We start from the raw sequence: 24,533 nt of genomic DNA on the forward strand, positions 1-24,533 counted from the left end.
ACGCGGGGTTGGAGTCCCCTCAGGCCGCGCCTCCCTGAGCCTCGGCCAGGGGGCAGGGAATCTCCAGCGTGAACGTGGCCCCTCGTCCCGGCCCCTCACTGTGCACCTTCAGCGAGCCCCCCAGCTCCTGCGCCGCCAGGGCACTGGAGTGCAGTCCGAAACCGTGCCCCTCCTCCCGGGTGGTGAAGCCGTACTGGAAGATGCGCACCAGCATCTCCGGCGGGATGCCCATGCCCGTGTCCCGCACCTCGATGCGGACGTAGTCGCCGGGGCTGCGCTCCAACGTCACGATCAATCGCCTCTCGCCCGGGGTCCCCCTTTCCAGGGCATGGGTGGCATTGCTGATCAGATTGACGAGGATCATCAACAGCTTGTGCTTGTCCGTCAGCACTGGCGGCAGGGCGGTCAGGTGCCGCTCCACCCGGGCTCCCTGCCGGTTGAGACCGGCCGTGTTGATGCGCAGCGCATCCTCCAGCAATTCCTCCAGGTGCACGGGCTCGTGCATGCGGGGCGTCCGCGCGTAGTTCTGCTGCACCTTGACGATGTCGCCAATGTGCTCGGTGAACCGGCCCACGTCCTCGAGCAGCGTGAGCAGCTCCTTGCGGTCGCTCAGCAGCGTCTCTCCCAGCTTGCTCAGGAAGGGCGTCACATGCCGGCCGCGCTCGTCCTGCGTGAGGAAGGTGCCAACCTCGGCCTGGTGCTCCTGGAGCATGCCCGCCACCCGTCCCACCTGCTCGAGCCGCATCTGGCCCATCCGCTCCCGGGCGAGCTGCGCCGCGGTGTAGACGCTGTTGAGCACGTTGCCCACGTTGTGCAGCACGTTGGTGGCGATCTCCGCCATGCCCGCGCGCCGGGCCGTCAGCACCAGCCGGTCATGCACGTCCTGGAGCTCTCGCGTGCGCTCCTCCACCCGCTGCTCCAGGTGCTCATTGGCCTGGCGCAGCGCCTCCTCGCGATGCTGGACCTTGTCGGCCATGGACCGGATGGCCCGCGCCAGTTGCCCCAGCTCGTCCTCGCGCGAGGTGTCCAGCTCCACGTGGAAGTCGCCGGCGGCCACCCGCTCCGCGGCCTGGGTGAATGCAAGCAGCGGGCGGGTGACGTGCCGCCGGAGCACCCAGGACATGATGGCGAGCTCCGCCACCAATGCCACGAGGCCCACCACCAGCACCTGGCGCGCGGCGCGGAGCGCGGGTTGGGACACCACGCGCTCGGGCAGCACCGTGACGAAGTTCCAGCTGGGACCCGAGAGCCGTGACATTCCGATGTACGCTTCATGCTCCGGCAGCTCCGATACCGTCTGTCCGGCCGGACCGTGGCGTACCCGCTCGAAGATGCTCCGCAGGTCGCGCTGCTGCTCCTCGGTGACGCTGGGGGCTTTCTCGCCGTTCCGCCCGGCGCTGCCCGGGATGTAATAGACGCCCGTGTCGCCTTCCCGGGTGAACCGAGGGTGGGCGATGAGCTGACCGTCGTCGCGGAAGAGCAGGTTGTACGCGCCCGGGAGATGGTCGTTGATGGTGCGCGTCATCAACTCCTGGATGAGTACGTCGTGGCCGATCGTCGCGACGTGCCGGCCCTCCAGGTCCAGCGGCGTGGAGACAGAGACCATCCAGCTCCGGTCCACCGGATCCGAGTAGATGCCGCTCCAGACCGTCTTCCGCTGGGGATTCTTCCCGGGCTGGCTCATCCCGAAGAGCTCGAGCCCGAGGAACGACATGGTGCTCCTGGCATCCTGGGTCCACGTGGGGCGCTCCGGCCAGTAGAGCACCAGCGCGTTCTGCGGCAGCACGACGTAGGTGTTGGTGAAGCGCGTGTGCAGGGCGGGCCCGTATTGGGCGAGCACGTCATATGCGGCCAGGATGCTCCGGCGCAGCCCCTCGTCGAGCACGACCCCCTGGGGAACCATGAGGCCCGGCATCCTCGTACCGTCGAAGAGCTCGGGGCGGTTGCGGACGCTGCCGTCGGACAGCCGGACGAAGAGGTTGTCGAAACGCGCGCCCACCTCCTCGGGAGACAGGGCGCGCAGCCTCTCCTCCAAGGCTTTCTGCAGGACGGCGTGGTTGTCCTGCGCCAGCACGAAGATGCCCTGCTCGCGCTGGCTGCGCTCCACCACGTACCGCTCCAGCCTCGCGAGGTTCTCGGCCCGCACCGATTGCAGCACGTGCAGGTAGCTGAAGAGCGTGGCCAGGGCGACCACTCCCGCGATTCGCGCCCCCATCTGCAGGAGCGTCGAGCGCGACAGGGAGGAAGAGGGACGGAGGGAGAACGGCATGAGGCGGCCTCTGTCGAGCGGAAGTTTCCGGCTCTAGACAGTACGCCTTCCTTGAAGTCCCAAGTATTGAGAAGCTCCCTGTTTTTCTTGGATCAGCAGTGTGGTGGGGGCGGAGAATTCGTAGGGAGAAAAGCAACACCCTGCGTCATGCGCCGATAATTCAGCAGAAAGGCCTACACGCCATGACCACGCTCTCCAAGATCTCCAGCCCGTCCGTTCCAGTGAAGGCCTCGCGTTCCTCCGAGGTGACGTCTCCCCAGGCCGCCCCGGCGGCGCCCGTGGCCGCGCGCGCGGAGGTGCACCGCCCGGTGGATGGATTCGATCCGGCACCTGCCCGCTCGAACTTCGTGGACCGTCCCACTGGGCAGCGCCCGGGCCCGCAGCAGCTCCCCTTGCTGGGGGACGCGCTCGTGGCGCCTGCGTCCACCGCGCGCAAGACGGAGCCCACCGGCCCGGTGGAGCCCAGGCCCACGCCGACGGGCGCGCCCGTCATCGCCGTGTTCGACGGAGGCGTGGATACGAAGCACACGGACCTGGACGGCTCCATGTGGACCAACCCGGGCGAGGTGGCGGGGGACGGCCTCGACAATGATGGCAACGGCATCGAGGACGACATCCACGGGTTCAACGTGGGTTTCGGCTCGGGAGATCCGATGGAGGGCGCGGGCACGGATCACGGCACGCACGTGGCGGGCATCATCGCCGCCGAGGACAACGGCGAGGGCAACACCGGCGTGGCCGCGGGCAAGGCGCAGATCCTGTCGGTGGGAGGCCTCTACGACGGAGAGGATCTGCTGACGAACTTCGAGCGCGCGGTGGACTACGTGGTGGACATGAAGTCCAAGGGCGCCAACATCCGCGCGGTGAACGCGAGCTTCGGTGACGAGTTCCGGGACGTGGCCTCGCAGGAGCGCTGGAAGAGCTCGGTGCAGAAGCTGGCGGACGCGGACATCCTGCTGGTGGCGGCCACCGCCAACGGCCACGGCAGCAACATGAACAAGGTGGCGGACTTCCCGGCCAACGTGGACCTGCCCAACGTCATCACCGTGGCGTCCATGGACAAGAACAACGACAAGCTCGCGAGCTACTCGTCGCATGGCGACAAGGTGGTGGAGCTGGCCGCGGTGGGCGAGGACGTGCTGAGCACCGTGCCTGGCAACGGCTGGGAGGAGATGAGCGGCACCTCCATGGCCACCCCGCGCGTGGCGGCCGCCGCGGCGCTGATGTTCGCGGAGAACCCGAAGCTCACGGCCGCCGAGGTGCGTGACCTGCTGGTGAAGACGGTGGAGGTGGATCCGGACCTGAAGGGGAAGGTGAGCACCAGCGGCAAGCTGGACCTCGAGGCCGCCGTGGCCGCCGCTCGCGCCTCGGCCGCCCGGTCCGCGGCCTGACGCCCGGAGAACTCAGGGCTCCTGGGGAGGCCGTGGCTCGGAAGTCCGGGCCTCCTGCCCGGAGTGGGGCTGTGCGCCGGAAGGCGTGAGCCGTCCCTGCTGCTGCATCGCGCGGAGCTCCGCGCTCTTCCACGGCCAGTGCCCCTCGAGCTCCACGGCGAGGGTGAAGCTCAGGAAGGTGCGGATGAGCACGATGAGCCCGAGCACGATGACGCCGCGCAACGTGGGCTCCTCGCTCACGGTGCGGATGATGTCGGCGGCGACGAGCAGCTCCAGCCCGAGCAGGATGGAGCGGCCGACCTTCTCCCGGATGGTGCGGAAGGCGTGTTCACCGCCCCCGCGGCGGTACTGGGCGAGCACCAGCACGATGGACACGAGCGTGCCCACCACCATCACCGCCACGCCCGCGCCCTCGAAGAGGCGCGCCGAGAGTGACACCCACGCCTTGAAGTCCATGCCCGCCTTTCAGTCGTAGCTCTCGGTGCCCGGAGGGCCGCCCGGTTCGTACCCCAGGAGCGAGCGTAGCGCGTTCTAGAGCCTCATGTTCTGCGCGAAGAGGTCATGCTCGGGCGAACCCGCGTCCGACAGGGAATGGGACGTGTACGGAGCACTCGGACGCTCCGCAAGGTCTCGGAAGTACCGGATCGTCTCCCTCAGGCCATCCTCCAGCCGCACCCGTGGCTCCCAGCCGAGCAGCTTTCGCGCCCGGGTGATGTCCGGCTGGAGCTGCTTCGGACCGTCCTTGGGCAGCGGCTCGAAGGTGATGCGGCTGTTTCCACCCATGGCATCGCGCACCGCCTCGGCGAACTGGAGGAGGGTCATCTCGCGCGGGTTGCCGATGTTCACCGGCTCCTCCACGTCCGACATCGCCAGCCGCACGATGCCGTCGATGAGATCCGACACGTAGCAGAACGAGCGTGTCTGGCTCCCATCTCCGAAGAGGGTGAAGTCCTCGCCCCGGAGCGCCTGCCCCACGAAGGCGGGCACCACGCGTTCATCATCGAGCCGCATGCGCGGCCCATACGTGTCGAAGATACGCATGATGCGGGTCCGCACCTGGTGCACGCGGCGGTACGCCGCCACGAGGGCCTCGCCGTAGCGCCTGGCCTCGTCGTAGCAGGAGCGCGGGCCGATGGGATTCACATTGCCCCAGTACTCCTCGCGCTGCGGGTGGACCAGCGGGTCCCCGTAGATTTCCGACGTGGAGGCCTGGAGGAACACCGCGTCCTGCTGGTGCGCCAGCCGCAGACCATTCTCCGTGCCGAGCGCGCCCACGCGCAGCGTCTCGATGGGCAACCGCGCGTAGTCGATGGGCGAGGCCGGCGAGGCCATGTTGAAGACGTAGTGCACCGGCCCGTGGAAGCTGAATGGCTCGGTGATGTCGTGGTGCAACGAGATGAAGCGCTTGTTCATCCGCAGCCCGGCGAGGTTGCGTTCATCACCGGTGACGAAGTTGTCCAGACTGATGACCTCGGAGGCGCCATCCGCGAGCAGCCGCTCGCACAGGTGCGATCCGAGGAATCCCGCTCCCCCCAACACGACGGCCCGCTTCCCGAGGATTCGATTCATGCGCGGGAGGCTGGTGCCGCACGTGGCTTCCAGGGAGCGGTGGCCGCACATGCCGGGGATGTGAGGGTTGATTGCCCGACATGCCACGAGGGCCGCGGACGGCGGACGGCGGCGATGGCGTTCTCCTCTGCACGGCATCCCGGCATCGGCCGCGGTGAGTCACCCGGGCGGCAGCGGCGTGTACGTACCGCCCCGGGACTCCACGGCCTGGCGGATGGCCCGCTCGAACTCCTCGCGTTGGGCGAACATGCGGATGCCCCCCAACGTGATGTTGGCCATCGTCACGCCCATCTCGACGAAGCTCGTGCTGAACAGCACATTGAGGGAGTTGAGCCGCGGCATGAGGCGCAGGCCCAGCTCGGTCAGCTCGGTCCGCGCATCGGTGGTGTAGAGCACCATGCCCTCCCAGTCGTGGAAGATGTCCATCTTCCCCAGGTTGCTGGCGGCGAACTCATTGATGACCGCCACGGCGACCCGGCAGAACTCCGCGTCGAACAGGGCGCCGCGGAACCTCAACACGAGGACATGGGGAGCGGGGTTCCACTGACGCAGCTCCCCGTTGGGGGACGTCCACGTCCGGGTTCCATTCTCGAGCGGCCGGGAGAGCATGGGGGGCGGTCAGTATGACACGCCTTACTCGGTATACAGCGTCACACCGAGCCCGGGCCGGAAAGTGCCGATGGCGAGGGTTTCCGCGTTGGGCACGACGGCCAGACCCAGCATCAGGCTGGTGCTCACGGAGAGCTGCGGCGCGATCCAGTACTCCAGGCCGCCACCGGCCGCGAGCGTCAGCACGCTGGTGCTCGTGTTCGCGGCACCCACCTGGTTGAGCGAGCCCGCCAGCGAGAAGAAGGGACGGAGCGCCGAGCCCGGGGCGCCGCCATAGGCGTTCAGCCCGAGGCCCAGCGACAGGCCCGTGACGGACGTCTCCCCCGCGGAGGCGTAGGCGAAACCCGCATCCAGGTCGACGCCCACCGTCTCGGTGAAGAAGTACCGGACGCCCACGGTGGAGCTGGTGCCCGCGGAGTCGCCCGTGGCCAGGGTGCTGCCGAACAGCGAAGCGCGGAGGCCGAACAGACCCATGCGCGGCCCCACCGGCAGCGCGGGAGCCGCGGGCGCCACGGCTGGAGTGGCGGGCATCCCGGCAATGGCCGGAGAGGCGGGCGTCTCGGGGGAGGCGGGCGTCTCTGGGGTGGCCGGAGCCTGGGCGGCCCTCATCGCCTTGACGGCCTCTTCCGGATCACGGCCCTCGGCGATGGCCTTCTGACGGGCCTCTTCCTCGGCGGCCTTCTGCTCGCGATAGCGCTGGAGCTCCGCGGCACGCTCGGCGGCGGTCTTCCGGCCAGTGCCCGACGTCGTCTCGCAGCCGGTGATGGCCAGGGCGAGCAGGGCGATGCTCAGGGTTCGCATGGGGTGTCTCCTCCAGAAAAGGGCGGAGCACATACCACCCACGCGCCGAGGAGGACCACCCGCTCTCCGTGAGAGCGGGCTCCTTCTCCGCCAGGGTTTACGCCGTGTACGAGGTACCTCGTACGGCCCGCTCAGCGCAGCTTGCGCCGCAGGTGGTTGAGCAGGTCGATGCGGGTGATGAGGCCCACGAACTCCTCGCCATCCACGACGATGGGCACGAAGCCCTTGTCGAGCAGCGGGAGCAGCTCGCGCACCGGCGTGCGGACATCCACGGTCTGCAGGCGCGTGGTCATGATGTCGCGCACCGGCAGGCGCAGACGCGTCTCGTCGTCGATGGCCGCGAGCAGCAGATCCGACTCGTCGATCATCCCCACGACCTTGTTGCCCTCGAGCACCGGCAGTTGGGAGACCTCGTAGAGCTTCATGCGCCCGTAGGCGACGAGCAGCGTGTCATTGGGAGTCAGCGTGACGACGGCCCGCTCGGCGTAGCGGCGGGTGATGACGTCGCGCAGGTCGCCGTGGGCCTGGCGGGGAAGGAAGCCCTGGTCCGCCATCCAGAAGTCGTTGAACATCTTGGAGAGGTACTTGTTGCCGCTGTCGCAGACGAAGGTGCACACGCGCTTGGGCGTGGTCTGCTCACGGCAGTAGCGCAGCGCCGCGGCGATGAGCGTGCCGGAAGAGGAGCCCGCGAGGATGCCGGCCTTCTTGAGCACCAGGCGCGCCGTCTCGAGGCTCTCCTTGTCGGAGATGGTGTAGGCCTTCTTCACGCGGGTGAGGTCCGCGTTGGGCGGGAGGAAATCCTCGCCAATGCCCTCGACGACCCAGGAACCCGCCTTGCCCATCTTGCCCGTCTGCACGTACTCGGTGAGCACGGAGCCCTCGGGGTCCGCGAGCACCATCTCGCACGAGGGGATGGCCTTGGCGAAGTAGCGCGAGAGGCCCGCGATGGTGCCGCCGGAGCCGACGCCGCACACCATGGCATCCAGGCGGTTGTCGAGCTGGGCGGCGATCTCCGGGCCCGTGGTGGTCTCGTGGGCGAGGGGGTTTGCGGGGTTGGCGAACTGGTTGACGTAGAAGCCTCCCAGCTCGCGGGCGATGCGCTCGGCCATGTCCTGGTAGTAGTCCGGGTGGCCCTTCTCCACGTCCGAGCGGGTCATGACCACCTCGGCGCCGAGCGACTTGAGGTGGAGGACCTTCTCCTGACTCATCTTGTCCGGAATCACCAGGGTGAGCCGGTAGCCCTTCTGGGCGGCGACGAGCGCGAGGCCCAGGCCGGTGTTGCCGGCGGTGGCCTCGACGAGGTGCTTCTGGTGGGGACCGAGCTGGCCGGCCTGCTCGGCGGCCGTCACCATGGACAGGCCGATGCGGTCCTTGATGGAGCCGCCGGGGTTGTGGTTCTCCAGCTTGAGGTAGAGCTCACACGGGCCGGTATCGAGCTGGGTCACCCTCACCATGGGGGTGTTTCCGATGAGGCCAATCAGGTCGGTGGGCTGTGGTGCGGAGCGCATGGCGCGCACTGTACACGAGCGTTCCCGGGTGTGGGCGGGCGTCTCAGTCGAGGAACCGGCGCCACCAACGGCGCCACTCCTCTTCATCAGCGGCTTTGCCCTGATTGCCGAGGTGGTCCCAGGGAAATGGCTCCTGCCAGGGCTCCAACACCCATGCGAGCTCGCGATAGGCGGGGAGCGACTGACCGTGAGCGGTGTCCCCCGCTTCAGGCTCTGGCCCCAGGGTCACGAGGACTCGCTGGCTGTTCAACGCCTGCACATCCGTGGAAGGGGAGTGGAGCCGGGCGCGAAGGCCCGGGGCTCCTCCCAGTGCGCCAAGCACTGGTTCTCCGAGGAAATTCATCCAGTGGACGCCATCCACCTTCACGCCCAGCTCGTCGCGAATGCCAGCGTCGCGAATGTCGAAGCCGGGGTGCCGGAAGATCAGCGGGCGCAGGGCGTCGAGCCGGCCGAGTCTGGGATACGCGACGTCCAGCGCGAGCCCGGCATGCCCGGAAGCGAAGGGAAGGCGAGAGGCCAGCTCGAGGGCGAGTTCCCGTACGGAGTTGGCACCGCGCTCCTCGAGGTACTCCGTGGGCAGGGTGACGCGGAGGACGCTTGCTCTATCGGGTGAAGCTTGTCGCCAGGGAACGCGGGCGTGGTACTCGAGGGAGAAGCCGCTGTCTTGCGTGCCGTAGATGCTGAAGTAGGGATCCGCACCGTCCTTCAAGGCCTGGGAGGACTCGTCGCGCGTGTAGTCCTCCGCGTATCGGCGCTCCTTCGGGTTCAGGGTGGCCCGGATGAGCTCCAAGCCTCGTTCATCGAGCTCGCTGGGTTCCCAGTCACAGCAGGTGTATTGCGACAGAGCAGCCGGGGAGGCGCTGACAGCGTGCAGGTAGCTGTCGAGCGCGTGGGACACCCCAGCGGCGATGTCGAAGTGGTCGCGGGGCACGAAGAAGACGAGGCGCACGACATCACGGGCGATGAGGCGGTCCCAATGGTTCGTGACCTCTCCTGTCTCGGGCGCCCAAGACGTATAGGGGATGGGTCCTGGGATTCGGACTCGTGGGCGAATGGATGTCATGGGCTCATCTACTGGCGAACGATGGCGCGCTGAGGAGTGATGAGCGCGGGAAGGCACTCACCGCCGAGGCGTGCATATGACGTCATCTGTGCCACGACTTCAGCGGTCCATGGATTGGCACCCACATCGTAGCCGCAGGGGAACTTGAGATCGTAGATGCACTGAATCCGGGTGATATTCCGGGTGAAATGGATGACGATGTCCGGTAGCAACGAGCCGTCCCACCTGTCCGTCAGCAGTACCTCCTTGGTGAGATCGTCTTTCCGAAGACGCGGCTCGATGGAGAAGTTGTCGGGGAACTTTTCCGAGAGCCGGCGTTGGATGCACTCGAAAGCTGCGGCGTGCTTGAGCTTTCCGAGATGTCTTCGCCAGGTGGGGGCGAGCTTCTCTCGGACAGTGGGTTCCTTGCTGCACTCGGAATCAGGCAGGGAGCGCCCTTTTCCGAAGAGCTCATCATCCACCTGGGTGTTGGCCTCCTTGACGCACGCGACCAGGATCTCCTCGACGGCTTTCTTCTGGGCCTCGTCGAGGAACCTGCTCACGGTGATGAAGCCTTGGATGGCCTCGGTGGCTCGAATGACTTTCTCGAGTACCTGTCCAGCCCGGACCGCACCCGGCGCGAGGATCTCCCCGGTACTCGCATTGACCGGAGCGCTACAGGCCGCGCCACATGATTGGTTGAACTGGGTGCGCGCGCCAGCGTGCTGCCCGCCCCAAGAGAGTTGGGGTTGCGCATGCGCGGCCGGAGGCCAGAGCAGAACAGCGAGAACGATGAACGCTTTATTCATAATAGGTGTAGCCCGCTCACTTTATTCTCAGGCGGAGCTTCGGCTTCGAAGCGAGACGTCGCTGGCCCGGGGGCCGTGCGATTTGAGGTCCACGGTTCTGCCCAGGAGCCGCTCGAGGTGCTCCAGGACGGCGTCCTCGTTCGCGGCACATTCCTCGATTGATGGCCTCACGTCCCTCAGCCACCCGGCCAGCCGCGCTTGTCTGTCGAGTGCGGGGGTTGGGGCAACGGCCAGCCGCGTGACGAGCCCGGCCCCGCCACGGTGCGCGATGAGCTCGGAGTCTCCGGGCATCGGCTCCCGCTGATAGCCAGCACAGGCCTTCCAGGTGCGCAGCTGTTTCAGCAGGTCCATGTGGGTGAGGGCCAGTGCATCCACTCCGCCCACCACGTCGAGCGCGTACCGGGCCAGCACCGCGTCGAACCAGCCGTAGCGGACGTTCCCCTGCCATGCATTGTGGGCGTTGTGCTCGGACAGCACGGGCCGCAGGAACTCCGTCTCCGTCGGCAATGGCCCCGCGCCATGCCGGGCCATGTGGCTGCGCAGGACTCCGAGCCGTTCCACCTCGATGTCCAGCCCACTCTCGGCAATCAGGGCCAGCGCGTTCGCGGCGGTGCAGTCCGACCACGTCGTGAACGGATGGAAGCCGTGCCACTCGTCGAGCAGCACGCCCTGTGCCCCCTCGAACACCGTGGCCGGAGACTCCGTCATCCAGTCCCTCAGCGTCGAATCAGGCACCACCATGCCGAGTTTCACCAGGTGCATCGCCTGCTCGAGCCACGCGTCGATGACGCCCTCGTGCTCGAAGATGGCGCGCTCGCGCCCGGCCGGTCCTTGGGCGGGAAGGGCGCTCCACAGCGCGCGCAGCTCCTCGTTCTTGCGCTCGCGGATGCGTTGGAGCTTTCTCCGCGACCGTGCCGCATCGCGGAGGTCCTCCGCGTGGAGCGTCTCCTCCGGATGCTCCAGCGCATCCTGGACGGTCTCCCCGACGCCGACACCGCAACTGCCGTGCCTCGATTCACCCCGGGCGAGCTCGCGCAGGCGGTTGGCGGATTGATGGAAGGGCGTGATGACGCGTGCGCGCTCGCTGATGCGGATGCGCGAGAACACATCTCCCACGCCCTTGGTACGCAACGCCTCGCCCTCCACGAGCAGGGCCGTGGGGTGGATGATGACGTGCCGGGACAGGAACGTCCGGACACCCGGAACGAACGTCCCCGCACCGAATTGCGCGAAGGTGTGGTGCCGGCCGTCAGGCGTGACGACGTTGTGTCCCGCCTGCGCGCCGCCGTTGTACCGCACCACGACGGATGCTCCCGTCCGTCGCACCAGGAAGTCGGTCAGCAGCCCCTTCCCGCAGTCACCGAAACCCAGGTCGATGACGATGGAGGCCCGCCGCCCGCTCGGCGCCTTCATTCGAAGACGCTACGGATGAGCTTCTGCAGGCCCCCTCCCTCCGACGGAGTGCCGGACAGGGCGGGGCCCCCGGTGCGTCCCATCGCCTCGGCCAGGGGCGTCAGCGCCCGGATGGTCGCCGCCAGCCGGTCTCCGGGCACGTTCGCCTCCCGCAGGACGTCGCTCAGCCCGTCCACGTCCTTCACCAACCCCTCGTAGAGGCAGATGGCTCCCGCCGTCACGAAGCAGATGTCCTGCGGCGACTCCATGCACAGCACGTGGTCTCCGAGCAGGTCCCTCCACCGCCGCTCACACTTGTTGCGGCGCTCCAGGTCCGGGATGACGAAGAACGGCACGAACGTCTTCTGCAGCTCGGCGACGATCGCCTCCGTCTTCAGGTCATCGTCCATCCTGTCTCCGACGATTCCCTCGACGATGTGCTTGGACAGGTGCGGGTACGGCAGCTCGTCGCCCGTCATGAAGAGGTAGCCCTTCTTCTTCCGCTTCACCCAGCAGTCCATCTCCGTGTGCTGGGCCAGGAAGTACAGGCCGAGCTCATACGTCTCGTGGCCCGTTCCTCCACCACCTCCCTCGAGGAAGCTCCACGTCAGCCACTGGTCCATCAGCTCGGCGGTGGACTCGAACTGGCCCACCTGGAGCGGCGCGTTGTCGCTCGTCGCATCGCCCACGGCCATGAAGAGCAGCTGCGGATCCGGCACCCGGCAGTCCGTGAGCACCTTCATGAACTTCGGCAGCAGCTGCGTGGCCAGCAGCTTGGGAATCGTCCCCATCGAGCCCGTGACATCCAGCGCGAAGACGATGCCCAGCGAGTTGGGATGCTCGGCGCTGTCGCGGCTCTCACGGATGCGGACCCCCTTCGGGTTCATCAGCGGGTGGCAGGACTTCTGCTGGAAGACCTGCTGCGCCGGAAGCTGGGCGCGCCCGCGAAGGAGTGCCTCGTGTGCCTCGCTGCTGTAATTGCCGTGTCCCATCGTCTGTGCCCCTTCGTCTCCGCGAGCGGCCTCGCCCTCACGGCATCACGAGCGGATTGAAGCTCGGGCGGCCAAAGACCGCGTGTCCCACTTCACCAACGCGCTCGCGAAGTGTCCAGGCGTCCTCCCCTGTTTCCCCGGCCCCGTCCCCCGCGGCGACGCGCCGGATGAGCGCCGCCAGCGCACCCGGCACCGAGCCCGGTACCGAGCCTCGCGAGGGATCTCCCCCGAGGACCGCGGCGATGCATCGCGCGCTCATCTTCAGGTCGGCCGCGGGCGTGAGCGTCTCCGAGCGCAGCAGGTCCGCGGGGTAGTAGTCCTTGAAGCGGGTGCACACCCCGCGCAGCTGCCCCCCAGCGCGGCCCGCGCAGCTGAACCCCACGAGCCGTACCCCATGCTCTCCGTGCTCGACCAGCAGGTGCTGCGGGAGCACCGCGCCGTGCACGATTCCCGAGCTGTGGAGGAACGAGAGCGTCTCGAGAATCCGGCGCCACATCCACACGGACACGCGCGGGTCGACACCTCCCGGGTACACGTTTCGCACGGCCGCGAAGGTGTGGACGAAGCTCCCATGCCATCGCAGGGCCATGGCGCGCGATCCGGCGTGCGGCCCATCGCGCAGCACTCCCCGGGCCACCGGTTGTGGGAGGCGGGTGGTGAAGGTCGAGGCACCCGCCGCGGTGCTCCGCTGAAGCTCCTCGAGGATGTCCCACTCGTGGTCGAAGAAGGGCGCGTCGTCCTGGTCGCGCAGCACCTTCAGCAGAACCCGCTCGGTGGGCCAGCGAGCCCTCTCCGCGACATAGACCGTCGAAATCTCACCGCGTGCGATGAGCTGTCCGGGCGCCCAATGGCTGTCACCGAGGGTCCACCAGGCCGTGTAGCCATGGTTGGACGGTTGGTTCCACGCCTGGAGGGTCTCCCGGAATCGCGCGGTGGAGACCGCCGTGGGGTCCACCTGCACCGTGGCGCCGCAGAAGGAGCAGACAACCGAGCGAGCGAAGCGGGCAGGTGCGATCGGCGCATTGCACTGCGGGCATTTGAGGACTCGCTCGGTCATGGGCGCGGATGGTATCCGACGTGCCCATGGGCCATACTGGTCTGGTTTCCACGCGATGACGACCCCGACGGTTTTCGCATCCGAGAGGCCCTCCCGGGCGGTGTGGTGTACGCGCTCGTTCCAGGTCGGGGCCGGCTTGGGGCTGGTGCTGGCGGTGCTGGGGCAGGGAATCGTGGCGTGGATGGGCCAGGATGCGGGGGCCGCGGCCGTACTGGTGTCCACGGGCGTCTTCGCGCTGGTGGGTCTGCTGGGTGGAGTGCTCACGTCTCCCTGGCTCCACCTGCGGGGCGGCCGCCCGGTGGCCGCGGGGCTCGTGACGGCGGGGCTCACGCTCACCGCCGCGCACCACGTGATGGCCACGGGCGTGCGTGTCCTGACGGGCGCGCTGCCGACGTTCTCCGGCCTGGAGATGTTCCTCGCCAGTCCCTCGCAGTTCTTCCACGCCGCGCTGGTGGGACACCGGGCCGAGGTCTACTCCCTCGGCATGTCCGCCCTCGTGGTGGCGGCGCTCCTGTTCCTGCTCCTCATCCGGCGCTCCGCGACGCAGCGGCCGTACCCGCCCGCGCTGCTCGCGGCCGTGGGCCTGGGCGGCGGTGCCGTCCTGTTCGTCCTCGCCACCACGCCGGGCTTCCGGTCCGTGGGGGACTCCTGTCCGGAGTTGACGCTCCTGAGCTCGTTCGGAGGGGACACCAGTGCCTCCGCGCGGAAGGGCGCGCGGCCTCCTCCGTCCGTGCCGCCCGGTCCGCCGCTCTCCGCGGGCGAGGCGTGGCTCGCGTCCGCCCGGGCGTGGAAGGGACCCCGGCCCAACGTCCTCCTCATCCTCCTGGAGTCCGTGCCGGCCCATCACCTGGGCTACGCCGGCTACTCGCGGGCCGCCACGCCGAACATCGATCGCCTCGCCAGCCGGAGCCTGCGCTTCCGTCACGTGTGGAGCACCGCCCCCGCGTCCAGCTACTCGCAGATGGCGCTGCTGTCCTCGCTGCTCCCGCGCCGCCGGCCATGGCTGGAGCAGTACGAGCAGATCAACTACCCACGGATGCTCTTCCACGACACCTTCCACTCGCTCGGTTACGGCACGGCCACCGTCTCCAGTCAGAACGAGAACTGGCAGGGCATGCGCCGCTTCCAGAACACGGGGACGCCCACCTTCTACCGGGACTCCAACGACCACCCCGGCCCGCACATGGGCGAGGGCGATGAGCGCAAGCTTCCGGATCACCTCACGGTGGATGTCTTCCTCGAGTGGCTGCGCGAGCAGTCGAAGGCGCCCTGGGCCGCGTACGTGAACTTCCAGCGGACCCATTTCCCGTACGCGCTTCCGCCGGGCTTCACCGGACGCCATCAGCCCTCCGAGCCCAACCCCAGCACCTTCGGCTTCCTGCACTACCCGCGCGAGGAGCTCGAAGTGGTGCTCAATCGCTACGACAACGCCCTGGAGTACGTGGACGCGCAGGTGGGCCGTCTGCTGAGCCACCTCGAGGCCAGCGGACAGTTGGACGACACGCTCATCATCCTCTCCTCGGACCACGGCGAGCACTTCTATGAGGGTGGCCGCATCACCCACGGCAAGTCCCTGACGGACATCCAGCTGCGCGTGCCGCTGCTCATCCACTGGCCCCGGCGCGTCGCGAGCCGGGACGTGGACGTGCCGCTCTCCCAGTTGGACGTCATGCCCACGGTGCTGGAGCTGCTCGGCCTCGAGCCGCACCCGTCCTTCCAGGGCCGGCCGCTGACGGAGCTGGAGCGTCCGGGCGCCCCGCACCCGGGCATCTTCTTCACCCTGCATGGGCTGCGGCTCGGGGATGGGGTGGTGTGCTGGCCGTGGAAACTCACGCTGGACCGGTCCTCCCACCACTATGAGCTCTACAACCTCGAGGAGGACCCGGGCGAGGTGCGCGACCTCTACTCGCCGGAGGCCCCCATTCCGGCCGCGCTGCTCCAGGTGCTGACGGCCCAGCTCGAGGCGCAGCTCGCGTACCACTCCCCCCAGGGCCCCCGGCACGAGCGCTATGCGCCCCGGCAGGTGCACTGCCCGGACTGGAGCACCTTCGCCTCCGGCCAGCGGCTCCAGGTAGGTGCCTCGAAGCCCTGAGTCGGTGCATCGGAGCCGGTGTCGTATGTACACCTATGTATTTCAGTTGAAATTTCGCACCTGGGCTTAAGTTCCACTCTTCCAGAATCTGGCAATGCTGCTAAACAAGGAGAACCAACGAAACAGGAACTCCATGCGAACCGCCCATAACGACTTCCTGAACGCCCGCTTCTTCGCCGGACTGGACGGACTGCGGTGTTTGAGCATCGTGGCGGTGGTGGCCTACCACGTGGCGGGGAGCCACCAGGGGTTGGTGGGCCGGGGCTACCTGGGCGTTTCGCTCTTCTTCGCCATCAGCGGCTTCCTCATCACCACGCTGCTGCTGCGCGAGCGTGACAAGGCGGGGCACATCTCGCTGCGCGGGTTCTTCGCCCGGCGCGCGTTGCGCATCTTCCCGCTGTACTACACGGTGCTCGGCCTGTACGCGGCGCTGGTGTTCGTGTCGGAGAAGGACGCGGTGGTGCGCGGGGACTTCTTCGCCAACCTGCCGGCCTTCCTCACGTACACGTCCAACTGGTTCGTCCCGCCGGCCGCGGACAAGCGGGTCATCTTCTATTTCGCCTGGTCGCTGGCCACCGAGGAGCAGTTCTACCTGCTGTGGCCGCTGGTGATGGCGCTGTCGCGGCGCACGTGGACGCCGGTGCTCTTCATGGGAGGGCTGCTCGTGGTGGCGATGGGCGCGCCGTGGGCCGTCTCCGCGGGGCTGCTGGACGCGAGCCACCTGGGCGGGCGCGTGCTCACCAGCATCTCGGCGTCCATCTGCATGGGGTGCCTGGCCGCGCACCTGACGCACTCGCCCAAGGGGTTCGCCTGGGTGTCGCGGGTGCTGGGTCAGGTGTGGAGCGTGCCGCTCATGGTGGTGCTGCTGGCCGGCGTCGTGGTGTGGCACGAGGCGCCCAACTGGCTCGTCTCGCTGGTGATGACGGCGCTGGTGGTGGCCACCTGCATCCGCGAGCAGCATCCGCTGGCGCCGGTGCTGGGCCACGCCTGGGTGCGTTACGTGGGCACGGTCAGCTACGGCGTCTACCTGCTGCACATGCTGGCCCTCAACGTGGTGCGCAAGGCGCTGCCGGGGCAGGGCGTGGCCGTCTACTTCGTGCTGACGCTGGCGGCGAGCGTGGTGGCCGCCACGCTGAGCCACCGCTACTTCGAGAGCTGGTTCATCAAGCTCAAGGGCCGCTTCGACTGGCGCGAGCCTCAGCGTGCTCCGGAGCCGCGCCGTGTCCGGGCTCCGCAGGGGGCCGCGCCCAAGCCGGGCTCGCTGGTGGGCGTGGGCGTCGAGGCCTGAGTCAGCGCTTGCGCGTCGAGGGCTTCTTCTTCGGCGCGGGCTTCTTGTCGTTCTTGTCATCGTCCTTGGGCAGGCGCGGGCCCGAGGCGAGGTCGAACTCGTAGGTGCCGCCAATCAGCGCGCGGAAGCGGTAGATGTCGGAGAGGTCCGGAGTCACCGCGATGCCGGCCACGGCCTCCAGCACGAGTCCCGGGTAGACCTCGCGGCGCACCACGGGGATGATCTCCACCTGGTTGGCGTTGTCCGTCCACACCGGGGTGATGGCGCGCTCGAAGTAGACGCGGCCGATGACCTCCAGGCCCACCAGGGTGAAGTTGTCGATGTTGTACGTGCCCGCAAGGCCCAGCTGGACGGCATCCGGGACATCGAAGTCCGCGAGCGCGCCCCGGTCGCGCGTTCCCTGGTGCAGGTAGCTCGCGTTGAGCATGAAGCGCAGATCCTTGCTCACCCGCAGCTCGCCCACGAGCGTTCCCTCGTAGTCCCAGGTGCCGTCGGACAGGCTGGGGGGAATGGCGTCCTCGGTGCTCGGACCGGTGGGGAAGGTGACGCGCGCGTAGGCGGCGAGGGCGAAGGGGCGCGTCTCCAGGAACGTCCACTGCAGGCCGAGCGGGATGTCACCGAAGGCCAGCTGGAAGTCGCTGTCGCCGGGCAGGCCGAGCCCGAGGACCTCGAAGTAGACGTTGGCCTCGAGGTTGTCGAGGATGCCCCAGCGGATGCTCGGGGAGAGCTGCTGGTAGGGCAGGGAGCGCTCGGACTCGAGGGCGAAGAAGCCCTGGTAGCGCAGGCCGAGCTCCAGGTTCCCGCTCCGCGTCGTCTCGGCGGTGCGGGTCACCATGGCCCGGTAGGGTTTGGCCTCCACGCTGGAGGCGAGGAGGAACACGGCGGCGGCGAGGGCGAAGGTCGAGGGCCGGGTATTCATGCGGCGGGACACTAGAGGACCCGCACGTATGGAGGAACGGTTTCGTGCTTCTTCGTGGTCCGATGTCGGCTACCTGCCGCCGTCCTTCGCGGGGGAGGCGGGCGCGGGGGCGGTGTTCTTGCCCGCCGAGGCACCCACGTCTCCCGTCTCGACGAGCTCCTTGTCCTCGCGCATGAACTCGCGGGACACCTGCTCCACGTCCTCGGGCTTGAGGCCGGTGAGCACCACGCTGGCCGCCTTGGTTCGCGTGACGAGCGCCGTCTCGCCCAGGGCCCCGTGGATGCGCATGAGCGCGATGTGGATTTCCGGGTCGAACGGGTCCGCCGCCAGCGCCTCCAGGTAGGCCTGCCTGGCCTTCGGGTAGTCCTTGCGGAACAGCAGGATGCGGCCCAGGTGCACGTTGGTGCTCGGCGAGCCCGGGTGCACGCGCAGCGAGCCCCGCAGCACCTTCTCCGCCTCGTCCAGCCGCCGCAGCTCCAGCAGCGCCAGCGCGTACTTGTTGGACACGGACTCGTACTTGTCGCCCACCAGCCGGTGCGCCTTGGAGTACTCCTCCGCCGCCGCCTTGATGCGGTTGCGCTCGCGCATCAGCTCGCCCAGGTGCGCGAACTTGCGCGCCGGCACCTCCGTCACCTCCGCGAAGTCCCCGAAGGAGATCTCCCGCCCCTTCTTCTTCTCGTCCTGGTCCTTCGCGTTCTCCTTCAGCACCACTTCCTCGCGCGGCAGCAGCTCCTGGGGGAACGGTTGCTTCTTGATGTGCGCCAGCCAGTTCTTCTCGAACAGCGCGAAGGGCATCCCCGTGGCGGATTCCACCGCCTTGCGGTCCGCCTTCCCATCGCGCAGGCCGAGGATGATCTCCCGCAGGCCCTTGTTGCCCTGCGTCTCGTGCACGTAGTCGATGGCGTAGTAGACCTCGGCGAAGGCCGTGGCCGCGTCCTCCGCCGTGGGCAGCATCGCGATGGACGGGTGCATCTTCTCGAAGGGGATGAGCTTGTCCTCCTTCACCCGCCGCCCCAGCAGCGCCTGCGTCGAGGGCGTCATCGCCAGCCCCGGCGCGCCCCGCCAGCGCGACTCGAGGAACTTGGCCAGTCCCTCGTGCAGCCAGATGGGCACCGTGTTGCGGCTCATCTGACTCACCACCAGGTGGATGTACTCGTGCGACAGCGTGTCCTGCCAGTCGTAACCCCGCGCCACCGCCTTGGGGCTCGTCACCATCAGCTTGTTGAACTTGCAGATGGCGATGGTGCCCGTCGTCTGAATCTGCTGGTACGTGAGCGTGCTGACCTTGGAGAGCTCGCGCGCGTTGTTGACGACCTCGACGCGAATCTTGCCTCCCGGCGGCCGGTGCCCCAGGTCCTCGGCCAGGGCGCGGTGGATGGACTCCAGCGTCTCCAGCGCGTACGGCACCAGCACCTCGTCCTTCCCCTTCGGGTAGAAGAAGATGAAGTGCTCGCTCTCCGCGCGCGCGTAGTCCTTCACGATCGCCCGCGTGTCCTTCGCCAGCCGCAGGTAGCTGCCCGGCTTGTCCTCGATGTTCGCCGCCTGCAACAGCTCGATGGCCTCGTCGTAGCGGCCCTCCTCGAAGGCCACACGGCCCTGGAAGTATTTGAGCGGCTCGACGTCCTCCGGGACGATTCCCTCCAGCGCCTGGAGCTCCCGGCGCGCTCCCGGCACGTCCCAGGCGTCCAGCGCCGCCTCCACCTTCCCCAGCCGCTCCTTGGCTTCCGCCTTCAGGGCGTCCTGGGCCCACGTGGGGACCGCGGTGAGCAGTACGGTGAGTGCCAGCAGCACGGGGCGGAAGCCCAGGGCGCTCGATACCCTCACCCCGACCCTCTCCCGGCGGGAGAGGGAGTGGTTGGAGCTCTCGTTCCTCACTTCACCAGCTCCTCGTAGTAGCGCTTCACCTGGTCCTGGTACTTCTCCGGCGTCCCTTCCTTCATCGCGTCCAGCAGATCCTTCCGGAACTCCTTCGGCGCCTGGTAGGCCTCCTCGTCCGGAATCTCCACCTTGTCGCGCGGGTCCCTCCCGTTGCCCTGCTGGCGGCCCATGCCCATCGGCAACGGCAGTCCGCGTCCCTTGCCCCGGCCCCGCTGGCTCTCCTTCATCTGCTGCTGGAATTGCTTCAGCCCCTCCAGCGCCGCCTGCTGCTCGCCGTAGCCCCGGTTCGCGTCCTTACCCTGCATCCGCTGCGTCGCCTCGCCCATCCGCCGGCCAATCTCGTCCATCTGGTCACCCGCCTCCTGGCCGAAGACGGGCGCCATCTGCTCCATGTCCTGCATCTGCTGGCGCAGCTCCCGCGCTTTCTGCTCCAGCGACTGCTGCTGCTGGGCCAGCTGTTGCAGCTGCTGCTTCTCCTGCGGCCCCATCTGCGAGCCCGGCGACGGGAAGAGCGACTGCAGCTTGCGGTTCACGTCCTCCACCGTCTTCGCGTCCTTCTCCAACTGCTCGGCCAGCTTCGCCGACTGCTGGCGCACGTCGTCCGGGTTGCCGTACAGCTCGTCCAGCGCGCGCTGCTGCTCCCCGTAGCTGGCCAGTTGCTGCGCCGCTTCCGACGCCCGCTGTGCCGCCTCCGCCGCCAGGTCGAAGTCGTCCACCTTCAGCGCGTTCTTCGCGTTCTCCAGCTCCGCCTGCGCCTCCTCCAGCGGACGCGACGCCCGGCTGTTGAGCTCGTCCGGCCGCAGCTCCTGGTAGTCCTTCTGCACCTGCTCCAGCTGGCGCTGCAGGTCCTCCTTCATCGCCCGGCCCTTCTCCGCCAGCCGGTCCTTGTTCTGCTGCCGCGCCTGGTCGCGCAGCGCCTTGGTGGCGTCCGCCACGCGCTGCTGCTCCTGCGCCGTCTTCTGCAGCTCGTCCATGAACTCGCCGAACTTCTTGGCCAGCTCCGGGTACTGCTCGTTGCCGAACTCGTCCTGCGCGTCGTTCAGGCCGTTGAGCATCTCGTCCATCTGCATGGACAGCTCCTGCAGCTTCGCGAGCGCCTCGTCCGTCTTGCCCTCGCGCATCAGCCGCTCCACCTCGTCGAGCGCGCTCTGCATGTCCTGGTCCTTCATCATCTCCTGAAGGGCCTCGGCGTTGAGGTGCTCGTCGCGGATGCCCTGGCGCATCTCCGCCATGCGCTGCATCAGCTCGTCGATGCGCTTGCGCACCTGCTGAATCTGCTCCATCACCTGCTCGCGCACCTGCTCATCCGGGTTCTGCTTGTACTGCTCGATGAGGTTGGCCAGCTCGCGCCGCTCGGAGGCCAGCTGTTTGGCCAGCTCCTGCAGCGCCTCCAGCTTCTGCCGGTCCAGCAGCGACTCCAGGTAGAGGATGTCCTTCTCCAGCTCGGCGATTTCCTCCTCCACCAGCACGCCCAGGCGGGCCCCGGTGCCGAAGTCATCGCCGCCCGTCCGGCGCTGCTGGGTGCGCAGGTAGATGCGGCGCAGGTCCGCCGTGGCGCGCACCTTGGGGCCCAGCGTCTGCGCCACGTTGGAGAGCGCGGCGACGAGCTCGGCGGGGTTGTCCCGCTCGCGGGCCAGCTCCTGGGCGAGCGCGCGCATGTCCGACACCAGCGTCTGGCCACTGGTGTCCACCGTCTGCGCCGCCGTCACCTTCTGCACGTCCTTCGTCTTGTCCCGGTCCGGGCCCTCCATCCGGTCCGCCAGGTGGTCCACCATGCGGCCCCAGAGCGCCTCGGCCTTCTGCAGGGCGGCGCGGCGGTGCTCGGCGGCGCTGTAGACGCGCAGCACCTGCGTGCGGCTCACGCCCCGCTTCGGGCCTTCCACCGCGTCGTTGTCCCTGGCCTCCACGTAGTAGGAGATGCGGTCTCCCGCCTCCACCTTCAGCGAGCTCAGGTCCCACGTATAGGTGCCCTTGTCGCGCCGGCCATCCTCGCGGGGCAGCGGCAGGCGCGTCTCCTCCTTCGCCCCCGGCGTGCGGAAGACGAGCGACAGGCCATTGAGGCCGTAGTCGTCGCTGGCCTCGTACTTGAGCGTCACCTGCTGGCCCGGGTCGATCTCGATTTCCGCCGCGGGCGTGAGCAGCGTCACCTGGGGCGGGGTGTCCGCCTCCACGTTGAGCGGGATGTCCGGGCCGGTGGCGATGGCCTTGCGGCCCGTGCCGTAGAAGACGAAGTGGTAGTTGCCGCCCTTCTTCGTCACGAAGCTGCCGGTGAGCTCGCGCTTGTCGTTGACGGTGAGCGGGAGCGTCTCGCCATTGACGGTGATCTCCGCGCGCTCCACCTCGCGGTCCGAGCGCGTCTTGAGCTGCACCTCGGTGCCGGCCGGGGCGCTGATTTCCCCATTGGTGCCCGGCACGGTGCGCGGGGCGAGCCCCGTGTAGGCCGGGTAGCGGTACGTCAGCTCGATGTCGCCGGTGATGGGCTCGCGCTGCTCGGCCTGCACCATCTGCCGCGCGGACGCGAGCGCCTTGTCCAACCCGGCGCGCCAGGAGGAGCCGGCCAGGCCCAGCACCACCACCAGCGCGAGCGCCACGCCGCCCACCGCGAGGGCCGTGTGCTTGAGGCGGGTGGAGTCCACCACCGTGCCCGGGTCCACCTGGGCGGCGCGCAGATCCATCTGCCGGAGGAAGGCCTCGGCGAGCACCGCCGAGTGCTGGGGCTGCGGGCCCCGCTCGCGCGACAGCTCCACCGCGGCGAGCACGTCCAGGGAGAGCTGCGGCTGGCGCTCGCCGATGAGGCGCGCGGTGCGCTGGTCATCGCCCACGGTGCGCAGGGAGAGCCACACGCCGAAGGCACACGCCACGAGCGCGCCCGCCACCGGGGACAACAGCAGCACCCAGCGGCCGGCCGCCGGGGCGGCGAGGGCCAGGAAGCCACCGGCCACGGCCAGGACGAGCACGGTGGCGGTGCCCAGCAACGCGCCTCGCAGCCAGAGCTGGCGGCGTTGGCGGGCACGCACCGCGGCGAGCAACCGCTCCACGCCCGGCGAGCGCGGCTCCGCCTCGGGCGCCGGAGGCGGAGCAGGGGGCTGCGGGGGAGGCGGAGGCGGGAGCTCCGCGCCTGGGGTTTGCGGGGATTCGAGGTTCACGCTGTCACGTCCGCTCGGTCGCGTGGCAACCCATGGCCGGGCCGCCTATTTCCCAAATCTGTAGCAGGCCCGAGCGCGCGGCGCGTCCCCCCGGTTTCCGGGGGGGGTGCTTCCGGTGCCGGGTGTCCGCCGGTGGAAGCTTGACGGCTTACCAGGAGGCCGCGGGGTTCAGCGGCTGGCGGTCTTCGGAGAGGCCGTCTCCCCCTCGCCGCCCGCCGCCACGTGCTCGTGGTCCCGGGCCATGCCGCCGTTGGGGTTGTCCGGCTGGGGCTCACCGGCGCCCAGCTCCTGGGCGAGCGCCATCAGCACCTCCTGGGCGTTCTGCAGGCGGGGGCGCGGCATGCGGGAGATGGCCCGCTCCACGGCGCTCTCCACGGTGCCCTCGGAGGGCACGTCCATCCCGCGGCCCGCATCGGTGAGGGCGAAGAGCGCCTTGCGCCCGTCGAGCGGATCCGACTTGCGCTCGATCAACCCGCGCTTCTCCATCCGCTTGAGCACCCCCGTCAGCGTGCTCGGGTGGACGTGCATGATCTGCGCGAGCCGGCCCGCGGTGATGCCGGGGAAACGCCCCACCAGCCGGAGCACCAGCCGCTGCGGACCGGTCAGTCCGAGCGTGGACTCCATGCGCTTCGACGTGGACTGCAGGCCGTGATCCACCGCCCACAGCAGGCGCATGAATTCCAGCACTTCTCCAAGTGGAGGGCCTTTGGACTTGTCCGCGTGGGTTGGGTCGGTGGCCTCTTCAGTGGGCTTCATGTCTACAGTGTCCCCCAAATTCTACCTTCCTGTCGTGTACTCCATCCTGGACAGGTAGTACATCCAGGCCTTACCTGCCTGGAAAATCCATTGCCCGGCGAGCTTGGGCGGGCCAGGGCGTGCGCGCTCCCACCAGGGGAGACGCCATGCCTTCGTTTGACGCCATACTTTCCGTCATCCCCGAGCCGGATACCAGGGCGGCGGAACGGTGTCAGGCGGTTCTGGACGAAAAACCGGAGCCGGGAGGGGGGCCTGGGGAGGTTGGAGGGGCTGGCCGCCGGTTCGCCGCACTGACGGGCAGGCGGGTGCCGCCGCTGCTGGGTGGCGGCGGTGATGGCGGACCATGGGGAGATGGCGGCGGGCCGCGCGCGGGTGCTGGAGCTGTTGGGGCCGCGACTGCTGCTGGAGTTGGGGGCTGAGGTTGGGGGAGTGAGTGCGAGGCCGACGGCATACACTGCGGCGGCAAAGGAACGCTCATGCACATCCGGCTCTCGGTCGCCGTACGTGGCATCTCGTGGGTACTAAGCGTTCTCGGTGCCGTACAACTCGCGTGCGTCGGCGGCCATATCCCGCCATCCACCTTCCAGTTTGAAAACGTCGTGCGCTACACCGGTGACGGCCTTGAAACAGGAGGGTGGAAGGTCGCCCAGGTGCTCGTCCTGCTGGGCAAGATCTCCCCCATGTTCTCCGCAGCCGCCACCTGCGACATCGAGGTGGGTGTCCCAGAAAGGAATGTGAAGGGGTGGGTCCTGGATGAATTCGCACAGGTGGAGGCCGCCAAGGCGGCGGACCAGGCCGCACGCAGCGTCCTGCGGGAGCAGCAACCGACCGCTCTGGCCTGCCAGCAGTTCAGGGTTCACATGCAGAGCATTCTGAGAGACCTAGTATACGGCCCCATTCCTGGCGCCACGGTCACCAAGTTCCAGCGGGTCATCGTCTCCAGGAGGTCGTTCCCCTGACCATGGACGCTCCCGAACGTCTCCAATGAAGGTAAGGCAGGTTGTTCTCTCCCGTG

General features: G+C 68.4%; 19 protein-coding genes. 4 read left to right on the forward strand and 15 right to left on the reverse strand.

Annotation, left to right across the window (positions count from 1 at the left end; translation table 11 throughout):
- Positions 1-19: 19 nt before the first annotated feature.
- Positions 20-2,269, reverse strand: a complete 2,250-nt coding sequence (locus BO221_RS36140; protein ID WP_233166409.1) for an ATP-binding protein — start codon at positions 2,267-2,269, stop codon at positions 20-22.
- Positions 2,270-2,451: 182 nt separating this feature from the next.
- Between BO221_RS36140 and BO221_RS36145 the strand changes: the two genes are divergently transcribed.
- A complete protein-coding gene (locus BO221_RS36145) occupies positions 2,452-3,660 on the forward strand; it encodes a S8 family peptidase (protein ID WP_073565403.1) in 1,209 nt (402 codons plus the stop codon).
- 12 nt (positions 3,661-3,672) lie between these two features.
- Here BO221_RS36145 and BO221_RS36150 read toward each other — a convergent pair whose 3' ends face one another.
- The 10 genes from BO221_RS36150 to BO221_RS54240 all read right to left on the reverse strand — a co-directional run bounded on the left by BO221_RS36150 (position 3,673) and on the right by BO221_RS54240 (position 13,439).
- Complete coding sequence (locus tag BO221_RS36150; RefSeq protein ID WP_073565404.1) at positions 3,673-4,116, reverse strand: DUF1622 domain-containing protein; 444 nt, start codon at positions 4,114-4,116, stop codon at positions 3,673-3,675.
- Between the two features lie 75 nt (positions 4,117-4,191).
- Positions 4,192-5,229, reverse strand: a complete 1,038-nt coding sequence (locus BO221_RS36155) for a UDP-glucuronic acid decarboxylase family protein (RefSeq protein ID WP_198956256.1) — start codon at positions 5,227-5,229, stop codon at positions 4,192-4,194.
- A 159-nt stretch (positions 5,230-5,388) separates the two neighbouring features.
- Positions 5,389-5,838 carry a hypothetical protein gene (locus tag BO221_RS36160; RefSeq protein WP_073565405.1) on the reverse strand — a complete coding sequence of 150 codons (450 nt, stop codon included), beginning with the start codon at positions 5,836-5,838 and terminating at the stop codon, positions 5,389-5,391.
- A 24-nt stretch (positions 5,839-5,862) separates the two neighbouring features.
- A complete protein-coding gene (locus BO221_RS36165; RefSeq protein WP_073565406.1) occupies positions 5,863-6,639 on the reverse strand; it encodes a hypothetical protein in 777 nt (258 codons plus the stop codon).
- A gap of 131 nt (positions 6,640-6,770) precedes the next feature.
- Complete coding sequence (locus tag BO221_RS36170; protein ID WP_073565539.1) at positions 6,771-8,147, reverse strand: cystathionine beta-synthase; 1,377 nt, start codon at positions 8,145-8,147, stop codon at positions 6,771-6,773.
- 43 nt (positions 8,148-8,190) lie between these two features.
- On the reverse strand, positions 8,191-9,210 hold the full coding sequence (locus tag BO221_RS36175) for a type VI immunity family protein (RefSeq protein ID WP_083681879.1): 1,020 nt from the start codon (positions 9,208-9,210) through the stop codon (positions 8,191-8,193).
- Between the two features lie 8 nt (positions 9,211-9,218).
- Positions 9,219-9,998, reverse strand: coding sequence for a hypothetical protein (locus BO221_RS36180; RefSeq protein WP_083681888.1), 780 nt, complete (start codon positions 9,996-9,998; stop codon positions 9,219-9,221).
- A gap of 27 nt (positions 9,999-10,025) precedes the next feature.
- Positions 10,026-11,411, reverse strand: coding sequence for an adenylosuccinate synthetase (locus tag BO221_RS36185; RefSeq protein ID WP_073565407.1), 1,386 nt, complete (start codon positions 11,409-11,411; stop codon positions 10,026-10,028).
- A complete protein-coding gene (locus BO221_RS36190) occupies positions 11,408-12,382 on the reverse strand; it encodes a hypothetical protein (protein ID WP_073565408.1) in 975 nt (324 codons plus the stop codon). Before BO221_RS36190 ends, BO221_RS36185 begins: the two co-directional genes overlap by 4 nt.
- A gap of 37 nt (positions 12,383-12,419) precedes the next feature.
- Positions 12,420-13,439 carry a serine/threonine-protein kinase gene (locus BO221_RS54240; protein ID WP_073565409.1) on the reverse strand — a complete coding sequence of 340 codons (1,020 nt, stop codon included), beginning with the start codon at positions 13,437-13,439 and terminating at the stop codon, positions 12,420-12,422.
- A 55-nt stretch (positions 13,440-13,494) separates the two neighbouring features.
- On the opposite strand from BO221_RS54240, the gene BO221_RS36200 reads away from it, so the two are divergent.
- Together BO221_RS36200 and BO221_RS36205 are read left to right on the forward strand one after the other, a co-directional pair.
- Positions 13,495-15,531 (forward strand): sulfatase, encoded by a 2,037-nt coding sequence (locus tag BO221_RS36200; protein ID WP_143195884.1) that lies wholly within the window; start codon positions 13,495-13,497, stop codon positions 15,529-15,531.
- Positions 15,532-15,664: 133 nt separating this feature from the next.
- Positions 15,665-16,819, forward strand: coding sequence for an acyltransferase (locus tag BO221_RS36205; protein WP_073565411.1), 1,155 nt, complete (start codon positions 15,665-15,667; stop codon positions 16,817-16,819).
- Position 16,820: 1 nt separating this feature from the next.
- On the opposite strand, the gene BO221_RS36210 is transcribed toward BO221_RS36205, so the two are convergent.
- The 4 genes from BO221_RS36210 to BO221_RS36225 all read right to left on the reverse strand — a co-directional run bounded on the left by BO221_RS36210 (position 16,821) and on the right by BO221_RS36225 (position 23,518).
- Entirely contained in the window at positions 16,821-17,738 is a 918-nt protein-coding gene (locus BO221_RS36210; RefSeq protein ID WP_143195885.1) for a transporter, read from the reverse strand.
- A 69-nt stretch (positions 17,739-17,807) separates the two neighbouring features.
- On the reverse strand, positions 17,808-19,544 hold the full coding sequence (locus BO221_RS36215) for a tetratricopeptide repeat protein (RefSeq protein WP_369865927.1): 1,737 nt from the start codon (positions 19,542-19,544) through the stop codon (positions 17,808-17,810).
- 65 nt (positions 19,545-19,609) lie between these two features.
- On the reverse strand, positions 19,610-22,762 hold the full coding sequence (locus BO221_RS36220) for a DUF4175 family protein (RefSeq protein WP_083681893.1): 3,153 nt from the start codon (positions 22,760-22,762) through the stop codon (positions 19,610-19,612).
- Positions 22,763-22,930: 168 nt separating this feature from the next.
- Positions 22,931-23,518, reverse strand: coding sequence for a MarR family winged helix-turn-helix transcriptional regulator (locus tag BO221_RS36225; RefSeq protein WP_083681895.1), 588 nt, complete (start codon positions 23,516-23,518; stop codon positions 22,931-22,933).
- 476 nt (positions 23,519-23,994) lie between these two features.
- Between BO221_RS36225 and BO221_RS36230 the strand changes: the two genes are divergently transcribed.
- A complete protein-coding gene (locus BO221_RS36230; RefSeq protein WP_073565414.1) occupies positions 23,995-24,477 on the forward strand; it encodes a hypothetical protein in 483 nt (160 codons plus the stop codon).
- The last annotated feature ends 56 nt before the right edge of the window (positions 24,478-24,533 follow it).

The organism is Archangium sp. Cb G35 (assembly GCF_001896145.1).
Lineage (GTDB): Bacteria > Myxococcota > Myxococcia > Myxococcales > Myxococcaceae > Archangium > Archangium violaceum.